The sequence below is a fragment of the Viridibacillus soli genome (assembly GCF_016612995.1).
GTDB lineage: Bacteria > Bacillota > Bacilli > Bacillales_A > Planococcaceae > Viridibacillus > Viridibacillus soli.
The window spans coordinates 348017-362515 of record NZ_JAEOAH010000003.1 but is presented as its reverse complement, the minus strand read 5'-3'; the positions used below and the strand labels follow the sequence as shown (position 1 = coordinate 362515).

The 14499-nt window shown below is 34.3% G+C and carries 1 protein-coding gene; it reads left to right on the top strand.

The features are described from left to right. The first annotated feature begins 234 nt into the window (after positions 1 to 234). Positions 235 to 14019 carry a non-ribosomal peptide synthetase gene (locus tag JFL43_RS03570; protein ID WP_200747954.1) on the top strand — a complete coding sequence of 4595 codons (13785 nt, stop codon included), beginning with the start codon at positions 235 to 237 and terminating at the stop codon, positions 14017 to 14019. Positions 14020 to 14499: the final 480 nt, after the last annotated feature.

Here is a 14499-nt window from a genome sequence, read left to right as displayed (position 1 = left end):
TTTTTGGTGTTAACCTAAAGACCCCTAATGGATACGTAGTTCGAGGGAATATATGGATCTCAATCCTAAAATCTATATTTTCTAAATTTAATCAGTTGGGTAGTTTGGACGGCTCCAAGCATGTAAAAAAACTTATATTCAATATGAACCCAATAACTATGGAGTAATAATGAAATAATAAGAAAACGAGAGTATGCGAGAGGTAAATGAACTTTATTGAGGGAGGTAACAAATATGATAAAATACGAAACCTTAGTAGAAGCTATAGAATCTAGAAAAATGATCGATGACAAAGGGATTACTTTTATCTCTGGTGATAAAAATGAAAAATATCTTTCATACAAAAATTTATATAATAAGGCACTTGAAGTTTTATACCATCTGCAATTAAAAGGAGTTAAACGCGGAGAAGAATTAGTTTTTCAAATTGATGATAACGAGCATTTTCTTTATGTATTTTGGGCTTGTTTATTAGGCGGTATCATCCCTGTTCCTATTACAGTCGGAAATAATGATGAACATAAACAAAAGTTATTTAATGTATGGGAGGTTATGACTAATCCTCATTTAATCACAACAGATAAGGTACTGGAAAAAATAGAGGAATTTTCAGAAAAATATAATTATGGTCATGTTTTAAATGAAATGAATGAAAAAGTAATCATGATTGATGAAATTGCTAAAGCTTCTCGACATGGAAAGGTTTACAAGCCAAAACCAAATGAAATTGCATTTATTCAGTTTTCTTCTGGTTCAACTGGTGATCCTAAAGGAGTAATACTTACCCATGAAAACTTAATGACAAATGTATATGCAATTATCAACAGATCTGAGTATGGATCAAATGATTCTTTCCTAAGTTGGATGCCACTTACTCATGATATGGGTATAATTGCATTTCATTTAGTGCCGATTATTTCTAATGTAAGCCAATACCTTTTACCGACTGCACTCTTTGTTCGTCGACCGACTTTATGGCTGAAAAAAGTAAATGAACATAAAATAACAGTAATTGGTTCACCTAATTTTGGATACAAATACTTCTTATCGTCTTTTAAACATAAAATTGCAACTCAATGGGACTTGTCTCATATTCGAGTCATTTACAATGGTGCAGAACCGATTTCGGTAGATGTTTGTAATCAATTTTTACATGAACTATCTACATATGGTTTGAAAAAATCAACTATGTACACTACATATGGTATGGCGGAAGGTTCTGTAGGAATTTCTATTCCACCACTATATAAAGAAAATGAACAATTTAATGCCATTCATCTCAACAGGGAGCATTTAAATATCGGTGATGTCGTACAGGAGGTCAATAAAAGTGATTCGAGATGCGTCGCTTTTTTAGATGTAGGGCCTGCGATTAATGATTGTTATATAAGAATATGTGATGAACAAAATAAAAAATTAAATGAGAACACGGTCGGTCATATTCAAATAAAAGGGAAGAGCGTTACTAGAGGTTATTACAACAACAAAGAAGCAACGGAAAAAGTAATGACCGATGATGGATGGTTGAAAACGGGGGATATAGGATTTTTAAGAAATAATCATTTAGTAATCATTGGACGTTCCAAAGATATTATTTTAATAAACGGACAAAATTATTTCCCTCATGATCTAGAACGAGTGGCAGAGGAAGTTAATGGTATTGAGCTTGGCAATGTGGTTGTATGTGGTGTACCAGACTTAAATTCACAGGAAGATAAAATTGTTATATTTATTTGGTATAAGAAAGGTATAGAAGATTTCATCCCTCTTGCAAAAGAATTAAGGAAGCACATAAATATGAAAGGTGGTTGGAATGCGACAGATATTATACCCATAAGAAAAATTCCAAAAACCACAAGCGGTAAAGTCGAACGTTATAAATTGAGTGAAAATTACCGAAACGGTGAATATTCATTGATTTCTAAACAAATTCAAGAACGCTTAAAGATGTTACCACAAAAAATGAGAATCGTTTCAAAAAATGAAGCAGAGGAAAAGTTGATAAAAATTTGCAAAGAAATTTTGAAAACGGATTTTATTGGAGTTCATGATAGTTATTTTGATATTGGGGCAACTTCAATCCAGCTCGTGCAAATTACAGACCAAATTGAAAGTAAGTTTAATATTTCAATGTCTGTGACGGACCTTTTTGCATATCCGACACTATCCAAATTAGCGTTGTTTTTAACAGCGGAGCGAAAAGATCAATTAAGTGACAAAATAAGTAGCATAAAAGAGCAAAGGGAAAACGACATAGCGGTTATCGGTATTTCTGGAAAATTTCCTATGGCTCGTAACATTGAGGATTATTGGAATCACCTTATTAAAGGAAGTGACTGCGTAAGGGAGTATCCTAAAGCAAGACAAAAAGATACGGAAAGGTATGTATCTCATCTCAAGATAAACAAAGATCAAGCGAAGCTTGTTGAAGGTGGTTATCTTGAGGAAATTGACAAATTTGATTATGAATTTTTCAAAATAACTCCAAAAGAAGCTGCATTAATGGATCCTAATCAAAAATTATTTTTACAAACAGCATGGCATACACTTGAAGACGCTGGCTATGCTGGAGACGGAATTTCTAGTGAGAATGTTGGAGTTTATGTCGGTTTTTCCAAAACAAGCTTTGATTACGAAAGATTGGTAACTGAGGTTCGACCAGATACATTGTCAGACCATGCAGTCGGGAATTTACCTTCAATTTTATCGAGCAGAATTTCATACTTTCTTGACTTAAAAGGACCTGCAGTAACAGTCGATACGGCTTGTTCTTCCTCGTTAGTAGCTGTGCACTTAGCATGCAAAGGAATTATTAACGGGGACTGTGATATGGCTATCGCAGGTGGGGTTAAAACGATATTATTGCCATTCAAAACAGACCTTGGGATGGAATCATCTAATTCCAAAGCTAGGACATTTGACGATGACGCAGATGGGACAGGTTGTGGAGAAGGTGTAGCATCTATTTTACTAAAACCTTTAGATAAAGCGATTCGTGATGGCGATCAAATATACGCAGTTATTAAGGGAACCGCTATTAATCAAGATGGAACAACAGTAGGAATTACTGCACCAAATTCATTAGCTCAAGCAGATGTCATTACGAAAGCGTGGAATGAGGCAGGGGTTGAACCAGAAACAATTACTTATATCGAAACTCATGGAACAGGGACGAAACTTGGAGATCCAATTGAAATTGATGGTTTGCAAAAGGCTTTCGAAAAATATACAACAAAAAAGCAATTTTGTGCAATTGGATCAGTGAAAACAAACATCGGTCATTTGTATGAAGCAGCAGGAATTGCTAGTCTAATCAAAGCAATTCTGTCTATAAAGAACAAAAAAATAGCACCTATCGTTCATTTTGAGAAACCAAATCGCAACATTAAATTTGAACAATCCCCATTATACGTTAACAAGCAGTTAGCGAATTGGGAAACTGATAATGTACCGCGCACGTGTGGGGTTAGTTCATTTGGCTTTAGCGGAACAAACTGTCATGTTGTGTTAGAAGAGTATATAAAAGAAAAACATGTAATTGAATTACAACATGCTAAATCGAATATTTTAACACTGTCTGCCAAAAGTGAATTGACATTAGAACGTATTATTCGTGAATATATCACTTTCTTAGATGGAAAAACAAATAGTGATTTACCGGACATTTGTTATACCTCTAATATAGGGAGAACACATTTTAATTATAGAATTGCTTTAGTCGTTAATAGTGTTAATGACTTAAAAGAAAAGTTACAGGCTATTACAAATCGGAACGATTACACTTCAGTTAAAGGAGTATATACTGGTTTCTTCCGAATAGTACCTGATTCTTTTCAAAATTCAAAAAATGGGGAAACAACCGAAGCTGAGTTATGGAAATTAACTGAAACAGCAAATATAAGATTACTTGAATTTATCACAAGGCATGGAGAAAATGAGGGAATCTTACATGATATAGGTGATTCGTATGTAAAAGGAGCACAAATAAACTGGGATCAACTGTATCAGTTCAATAAACCATCTAGAGTAAGCATCCCCTTATATCCGTTTGAACAAAATAGATGTTGGATTAACATTCCTGAGATTGCATCTAAACAGGATAATGTTATACACAATAGTAATATTAATAGGGAGCCTATAGTTCAAATGAATGAGCACAATGAGCAAATACTAAATACATTGAAAGAAATGATATTTAAAATAACTAGTATTCCCGTTAACAAGATTGATGTGAATACACAATTTTTAGCAATGGGGCTTGATTCTATCTCGTTGACTCAAATGAAAAACCTAATTAACGAAACGTTTCATGTCGCCATACCTTTGAATGAATTGTTCAGTAACCTTTCAACACCTCATACATTGGTTGAGCATCTTTGTAATCTCGTTGATACTCCATTAAGAACGGCTAAGGAACAAATACAAGAGACTAAGGAAATATCGGATTTAAATCATCAGGCAGAGATTCCTGATGAGAACCGTGTAAATGTAAAACAAAACACGTTCATGGAACGTATGATTGAGCAGCAATTATCAATTTTACAACGACAGCTTGATCTAGTTCAATTTGGACATTCTCCTCAAGAAATGTCCGTGACCGAATCGAATCAACATATGCATAACGATATTTATAATACTATAAAAAAAAATAGTGCCGAGGCGGCAGCAACTGTTGAAGTAATTCCAAATGAACATTCTTCTACAGGTAAAAGTTTTATTCCTTATCGACAAATACAATTGAATCAGACAGATTATTTAACTCCGAGGCAGAGAAAGCATTTAGAAAATTTAATTGAACAGTACACTGAACGGACAAAAGGTACGAAGTCATTGACTCAATTTTATCGTTCCGTTTATGCAAACAATCGAAATATCGCTGGATTTAGACCGATTCTAAAGGAATTAGTTTATCAAATTATTGCCGATAAAGCGAACGGTTCAAAAATTTGGGATGTTGATGGAAATGAATATATTGATTTAACAATGGGATTCGGTGTCAATTTATTCGGACATAATCCAGAATTTATAAGAGAAGCATTAAACAAAGAACTTGCATTAGGAATGCCAATCGGTCCAATGTCAAAGCTGGCTGGAGAAGTAGCCAATGCCATTTGTGAAATGACTGGTGTAGAGCGAGTAGCATTTTATAACTCCGGTACGGAAGCTGTTATGGTAGCTTTACGTCTTGCCCGTGCTGCAACTGGACGTTCGAAGATTGTCATTTTTGCAGGATCATATCATGGAACTTATGATGGTGTCCTTGCGTTGGGGGGAGTTGGAAATGACAATATTAAGTCTACACCATTAGCACCAGGTATTACCCAGAGCATGGTTGATGATGTAATTGTTCTTAATTATGGAACAGAGGAATCTTTAGAGGTGATTAAAAGCTTCGGAAAAGATATTGCTGCGGTTATCGTGGAACCTGTTCAAAGCCGAAGACCTGATTTTAAACCGAAAGCATATTTGAAAAAATTGAGAGAGCTGACGACACAGCTTGGAACAGCACTTATTTTTGATGAAATAATTACAGGTTTTCGCATCCAGACTGGAGGCGCACAAGCTTGGTTCGGAATTGACGCTGATCTCGTCACTTATGGAAAAGTAGTCGGTGGAGGAATGCCGATTGGTATTGTAGCTGGAACAGCAAAGTATATGGACGGAATTGATGGGGGGATGTGGAGCTTTGGTGATGACTCTTATCCTCCTCATGAAAATAGACGAACATTTGTGGCTGGAACGTTTTCTCATCATCCTCTTGCTATGTCAACTACTAAGGCTGTACTAAATTATTTAAAACAAGAGGGTTCTCATGTATTAGAACATTTGAACAAAAAAACAGAATTACTTGCTAACGAACTTAACAGTGTATTAGAAGACTCGGGTGTGCCGATAAAAGTGGTTTATTTTGGTTCACTATTCCGTTTTGTATTAAACGGTGATTTAGAATTGTTTTACTATCATTTAATTAACAAAGGAATCTATATTTGGGAAGGTAGAAACTGCTTCTTATCGACTGCTCATTCAAATGAAGACATAATCAAAATTGTCAATGCTGTAACAGAAACAATTCATGAAATGCAAGATGGAGGTTTTCTTCCTGATCCGCCTCCTTCAACAACTAAACGCAATTCATCTAACACAAATTTGCTTAACGCATTACAGCAAATATCGGTTAATAAAATATATGGGGGAGATCAAGCTAATACCGCATCTGCTCTTCCTTTAACAGAAGAACAAAGACAAATTTGGATTGCCTCACAAATGGGGGAAGAAGGTTCTGCTGCATGTAATGAGTCTGTCCTTTTTGAAATAAATGGTCAATTGGATATAAATATATTAGACAAGGCTTTTCAAAAAGTCGTTTCACATTATGAAGCGTTGCGAACTCGCATTCATGCAGATGGTGATTTTCAAGAAGTTGTTTCTGAATTTTCAGTAAAAACGGAATTATACGATTTCTCAAATTTACCCTTTAATTCACAAACAGAAAGTCTAAAGGAATGGTTTGAACAAGATAAGAGTAGGGTATTTGATTTAGTAAACGGTCCTTTAATCAGACTAAGTGTATTGAGTCTAAATGATAACAAACAGTTGTTAGTTTTCACTGCTCATCATATTATCTGTGACGGATGGTCTATTGGAGTATTAATAAATGAGCTAGCAAAGATATATACAGCAAAGGTTCGTAAACTTCCATACGAATTAGTGGAACCTGTATTATTTAGGGAATACGTAAATTGGAATCAAAGTATTCGAAATGGTTCTGAAATTAAGAAAGCTCTCTCTTTTTGGGCGAAGCAATTTACTGGTTTAAAGACAATAGCGCAGTTGCCGAGCGATTTTCCCGAAAATTATTTAAAGACTTTCCGTGGAGCGAGAACAAATGTTGTATTAGACACTGAATTATGCAACAAACTAAAAAGCGTCAGCTTACAACATAACAATACATTGTTTATCACTTTATTAACAACATTCAAAACATTAATATTTCGACTTACATCACAAAAAAAAATTGTAGTGGGAATACCGTTCGCAGGTCAGCTCTCAATGGAGGATCACAATTTAGTAGGGCAGTGTACAAATTTACTTCCATTATACAGTAAAGTGTTTGCTAATATGTCTTTTGCTGATTATTTAACTTCAGTGAGAGAACAAATTATGATGCTGAATGAGCACCAGAAAGTTACACTTCCAATGTTAGTTGACGAACTAGACCAAGACCATATTCCGAATTTGGATATTATATTTAACATGGATCCCTCTATTCAACTGCCAGATTTTGCGGGGAGGAAGGCGTGTTATGTTGCTTATCCAATTGGCTATGTAAACTACGACATCTTTTTAAACGTGGTCGAAATAGATGCAAGATTGCATATTCATTGCGATTATAATACCGATAAATTTACTGATGAAACAGTACAAGCATGGATGATGCATTTTGAAAGCTTACTACATGCAGTTGTTGAAAATGCAAACTCAGCTGTTTGTAATCTTCCTATATATTCTAAAGACGATCTTACTAGAATGTTAAGCTCAGAACAGGAGAAAATTAAGCAGAGCTTAAAAAGTGAGGCTCCTGATCTATTGAATAATTTTGAGCTGTCTAACAGCAGCGAAGTATGTGTATTAATTTTGGATGAAGAAAGTAAACCTGTTCCTATCAGCTCTATAGGCGAAATTTGTATTAGTAAAAATAGAAAAATAGAAAATGCTGAGTTAGTTCATACAGGGAAAATGGCTAAATATCTTCCGGGTGGAAAGGTGAAATATTTAGGGGAAGCGAGCGAAGTGAATTCATTTGATTATTATAGAAATCCAGAACAAATATCAGATAGATTTGACAATAGTAGCTTGCCGGAAAACGAAACAGAAGAACGGTTACTTCACATTTGGCGTGAAATATTAGGGATTGATAGGATTAGCGTTAATGATGACTTTTTAAAATTAGGAGGAAATTCTTTAAAAATAGCAGCACTCGCTTCAAGAGTAAATAAAATTTTTCAAGTAAAAGTTCCTCTGAAATTGGTGTTTGAGAATAGAACAATTAGAAACTTAGCAAAAAGTCTTCATACAAATAAGCAAGAGAATATTGATAAGATTAATCCAGTTGAGAAGTTAGAGTATTATCCGTTAGCACCAGCGCAAAAAAGGCTTTTTATCTTACAAAAGACATATGGTGAAACAACTGGAAATAACATGTCAGGTGCACTCGTTATTGAGGGAAAGCTTGACCAAGAAAAGCTAGAATATGCGCTGCATTCTTTAATTCAAAGGCATGAATCTTTCCGTACCGTGTTTGAGATGGTAGACGACGTCCCAGTACAAAAGGTTTGTGACAGAGTTGAGCTAGCTATTTCTTATTTAGAAGTAGATGAAGAAGAAATAGGGCAGACAATTAAAAATATTCTTAAGCCATTTGATTTAACGAAACCGCCATTATTGAGAGTAGTTCTTATGAAAATAGACTCTGAAAAATATATACTTCTTTGCGAATTCCATCATATTATAGCTGATGGTTTATCGGGTAGTTTATTCCTAAAAGAGTTTGTTGAATTATATGACGGACGTGTTTTACCTAAACAGAAAATACAATATAAGGATTATTCTGTTTGGCTTCTTCAGTTCCTCCAAACTGAAGAAGCGAAAAAACAAGAAGCTTATTGGTTAAATGAATTTAAAGATGGAATTCCTTCTTTAAATTTCCCTTCAGATTATACAAGACCGCCAATCAAGGACTTTGAAGGAGATACAATATATTTCAGTATAGATTTAGACCTTGCCGACCATTTAAATAACTTAGCCTTACAATCAGGGGCGACATTGTATATGGTTTTGCTGGCAGCCTACAACATATTGCTCGCTAAATATAGCGGACAAGAGGATATTGTAATTGGTACGCCAGTTTCTGGGAGAAACCATCTCGAAACCGAGAGTGTTATCGGGATGTTTGTCAATACTTTAGCAGTACGCAGTTTACCTTCAGGTAACAAGATTTTTATGGATTATCTTACGGAAATAAAAGATAAGATATTTCAAGTTTTTGATTACCAAGATTATCCGTTGGAAGAACTTGTCAGCCAACTTAGTGTTGATAGAGATCCAAGTAAAAATCCAATATTTAACCATCTATTTACAATGCAAAACAACGATGATGAAGTGTTACAGTCGAAAAAGCTGGCGATGAAAATCTATGAATATAGTACTGGAGTTTCTAGTTTTGACATAGCATTAAATACAATAGAGAAAAATGGTGAAATTCATTTTAGTCTGGATTATTCTACAACTCTTTTTAAAAGAAGCACTTTGATTCGTTTAGCAGAACATTATGTCAATATTTTAAGGCATATTACTGAAAAACCAATGTCAAAGATTTATGAAATAGATATGTGTAGTAAATCTGGGAGGAAAAAAATATTCGAGTTTAACAAAGACACCTATGATGATAATAAACCGACTATTCTTCATACATTATTTGAGGAACAAGTAGCAAAGACTCCGAATTTACCAGCTATTACGATTCATTCTTATGAAAAGGATGTTCCAGATTGTCATTTATTTATTTCTAACACCTTAACATATGATGAATTAAATGTTGCGGCAAATAAGCTAGGTAGAACGCTAAAAAACAAGGGAATCCAAAAAGAAAAAATTGTTGGTATCCTTGCAGAAAGCTCATTTGATCTAATAATTGGGATCCTTGGTGTTTTGAAATCAGGCGGAGCTTATCTTCCATTGCACCCAGAGCAACCCGCTGAAAGACTTGCATTTATGATTGAAGATTGTAACATATCTCTTTTGTTGGTGGAAAATGGGGATTTGGCAATACAAGTATTAGATCAACTTACGAAAATTGGCATAGACTGCTCAGTTATGATGATAGATAAAATTGATGAATCAATTGATGGCTCAAACTTAGAACATTTTAATGATCCGAAAGACTTAGCTTATGTCATTTATACATCTGGTACAACTGGAAATCCAAAAGGTGTAATGGTTGAACATGAAAGTATTTCTCGTTCAATTCAGTGGAGAAAGAATGAATACAAGCTTGATAGTGCGAATACTGTACTCCAGATGTTTTCTCATGCTTTCGATGGTTTCCTGACTAGCTTTTTTACGCCGATCATCTCAGGGTCTGAAGTTATTTTGCTAAGTTCAGAAGAGACAAAAGATGCAGTGCGTATAGTAGATTACATTAGAGATAAAAAAGTTACACATTTTATTTCAATTCCTACATTCTATTCCACACTGTTGCAAGTTTCAGAACCGAGCGATTTAAGTAGTTTAAACATAGTCACCCTTGTTGGAGAAAAGACAAGTGTCGATTTAGTTAATGAGAGTAAAAAGAAACTTGGCGGTGTAGAGCTCATCAATGAATATGGACCTACAGAAAATACTGTTATCTCCACTATTTACCGGGATATGCAACCAAATAAAGATGTTCTTATTGGTAAGCCTGTAGTAGGAACGAAGATTTATATTCTTGACTCGTACGGTAACCCTCAGCCAATCGGTGTCCCTGGTGAAATGTACTTAGCTGGTGAAAGATTAGCAAGAGGGTATATAGGCCAGCCTGATTTAACAAGTGAGAAATTTGTTCACAATTCGTTTACTCCTGGGGAGAGAATGTACAAAACTGGTGATATGGGAAAATGGACAGAGGACGGAAATATCACTTACATTGGGAGGATTGACGATCAGGTAAAGCTAAGAGGGTATAGAATTGAACTCGGAGAAATTGAAGCAGCCCTATTAAAACACAAAAATATAAAGCAAGCAATGGTTGTTCTTGAAGCATCTAATAACTCCCTTTGTGCTTATGTTGTTTCTAATAGTGATGTGATGGTGCATGATCTACGAGAACACTTATTAAAGCAATTACCGACTTATATGATTCCCGCTTATTTTGTCTTACTTAAGCATATGCCTCTTACACCTAATGGCAAGATTGATAAAAGAGCATTGCCTAAACCTAATGTAAATAGTGAAATAGAGTATATTGCACCGCGAAATGATGTAGAGGAAAAGCTTGCTGAATTATGGTGTGAAGTATTAGATGTTAAAAGGGTTGGAATCATGGATAATTTCTTCCACTTTGGGGGCGATTCGATAAAAGCCATTCAAGTGGCTGCTCGTGCAGTAGAATACGACCTGAACCTTGACGTAAAGGATTTACTGAAACATCAAACGATATTAGAAGTCAGTAAATATGTTACAACAACTATAACAAGAATCAGTCAAGATGAAGTGGTAGGTGAAATCCCAATAACGCCTATTCAAAGTTGGTTTTTTACTCAAAAGTTTGCAGAATCGAATCATTTTAATCAATCAGTTTTACTGTTTAAAAAGGATGGGTTCGATCATGACAATGTATATGAGTCATTAAAGAACATTGTTGCACACCATGATGCGCTAAGAATGATCTACTCGATTAAAGGTGAAGAAGTGATTCAGCAAAATCAAGCTGATACTCTATTTGGATTTAAAGTGTGTGACTTAAAGCCGACAGAAGACTTTATGGAACAGATGATACAAAGGGTAAATGAACTCCATTCAAGCATATCGTTAGAACATGGACCGTTACTTAATGCCATAGTGTTTAAAGCTGAACAAGGTGATTATTTAGCCATTGTCATTCATCATTTAGTTGTTGATGGAGTTTCATGGAGAGTAATTCTAGAGGATTTTACAGCTGCTTATGTGCAAGTGAAAAATCGTTCAAAAGTATCTCTGCAAGATAAAACTCATTCATATAAGATTTGGTCGAATGCACTTCATCGTTATGCAAATTCACCACAGCTTTTAAGTGAAATAAAGCATTGGCGAGATATGGAGACTGTGCAGACGGTTACTCTTCCTAAAGATGGTAAGACAGAGGAAAACCATATTATAGATGGTGCGGTCGTTACTACCACACTCTCAAAAGAAGAAACTGAACAGCTTTTAAAAGATGCACATCATACATTTAACACTAATGTAAATGAACTATTATTAACTGCTTTAGGGCTTACTTTAAAACAATGGGTAGGCGAAGGAAATATCCCAATCAATATTGAAGGCCATGGTCGAGAAAAAGTTGTAGAAGGTATTAATGTGTTAAGGACCGTTGGCTGGTTTACCTCCCAATATCCAATATTACTAGATACTTCGCAAATGGGAGAGCTTTCATATGCAATTAAATATACAAAAGAAAGCATAAGACAAGTGCCTAATAAAGGGATAGGTTACGGTATTTTAAAATATTTAACCACAAAGGAAAACAAGCGCAATCTTAAATTTAAATTAAATCCTGAAGTAAATTTTAATTACTTAGGTCAGTTTCCTGAAGAATCAGAGCATGATTTATTTGCAGTTACGAACGTTAATTTTGGACAGCCAGTAAGCTTAAAACAGCATCGGCAATACACATTAGATATAGATGCCATCATTATTAATGGAAAACTTCAAGTGAATATAAATTACAACAAGCATGAATACGATCATTCTACTATAACTAAACTAACCGAAGCTTATAAAAATAACTTAGTTTTAGTAATTAAACATTGTATAACAAAAAAATATCCGGAATTAACCCCAGATGATTTCGGTATACAAACATTATCAATAGAAGAATTGGATATCTTTATGGAGAAGTATGGTGGAGAAATTAGTAAAGTTTATACGCTTTCACCAATGCAAAATGCAATGTTGTTAAATTGGTTGAGAGACAGTACATCGAGTGCATACTTCCAGCAAGTATTATTTAAGATGTCTGGATTAATTGATATTAAATTGTTAGAAAATAGCTTTAATAAATTGATCGAGCGGCATGATATACTTCGAACAGTTTTCGAATATCACAATTTAAAGCAGCCTCATCAAGTTGTGATGAGAAAGCGTCCAATCGAGATACGTATTAAGGATCTAACTCATCTCAATGGAGAGAAACAAAAGCAGTATATTGATAAATTTAAACAAGAGGACTTAAGCCATACATTTGACCTTTCAAAGGATTTATTGATGAGAATGACCCTGTTTAAAACATCAGCTAACACTTCTAAGTTTTTATGGAGTTTTCATCACATCCTAATGGATGGATGGTGTATAGGTATCTTAATAAGGGAGCTTTATTTATTTTATCGTTCTTCAATGGAAAAGGAACAGGTTCATCTAGAAGAAGCAATACCGTATCACAATTATATTAACTGGTTGGAAAGACAAGATAAATCAGGATCATTAGCATATTGGAAGAAATATATGAGCGACTACATGTCTAATTGTTATTTACCAGATTATCAAAATGGTTTAAGTAAAATATTGAATGATAGACGAGAAGTAAATTTTGTTATCTCTAGAAATGATTATAAGGCGCTGAAAGACATTTCGAAGAAGGAAAAAGTCACAGTAAGTACTGTTTTTCAAACAATTTGGGGTATACTCTTGCAAAAATATCATCACCTTGATGATGTCGTCTTTGGAGTAGTTGTTTCTGGAAGGCCATATGATCTTCAAGATATAGAAAATATTGTTGGACTTTTCATTAATACAATACCTCTGCGAATACAATGCAATCAAAAAGAGCGTTTTAGTGACATATTAAAAAAAGTGCATGAAGATATGATTCACGGAAATAAATATAGTTATGTTTCATTAGCGGAAATACAAGCTAATGTAAATGGTGGAGAAGCATTATTTAACAGCGTTATTAGCTTTGAAAACTATGTATATCGAGATGAATTCCAGAGGATCATTAGTCAAAAAGATGAACGGGGTTTTACAATTAGTGATATTGAGGAGCTTGAACAGACAAACCTAGATTTGACAATTGTTCTTGAGCCTGAGGAAGAAGGAATGAAAGCGAAGCTAATATATAACGCAAACGTCTGCAACCAAGATTTCATTAATAGTATAGAAGACTATATGAATGAAATCGTTCAACAAGTTATAAACAATCCTGATATCAATATCTCAGAAATCTCAATTTTACCACAATATTCGCTGAACCAAGTGCTTCAAGATTTCAACGAGGAATTGTAATTAAATTTTGAGGCTTTATTAAAGGCAGAGAGAGAAGAGTATATAAAGATAAAATCATAAGCGTTATTAGGGAGCTGGCACTTATTCAGGGATGGATTCAGTCAACAAATCTTTAATAATACTAAAATTTATAAAAATAGTATTTATTTGAATGATATCTTCGTATTATTACAGCCTGAAATAGGAGATAGAACTAGTTTTGTTATGGCGATTTAGTTAAAATCTCGCTTTTACCTTTATTGAGATTATTAGTTAATTAGAAATTGTAGGGGCGGATATTGTCGGTATTTCATGTAATACAGTACACGCCCCGCAAATTTTTAATGTGATTAAAGAAAAGATTTAGCCAATCACAAAAATGGAATTACATTAGTGGATATGATTGAAGAGGTTGTAAATTTTATCGAGGAGAATTATCCAGAAGATAAAACGATTGGAGTTATGATTACAATGGGATGTAAAGGACAGACAAGTATAACA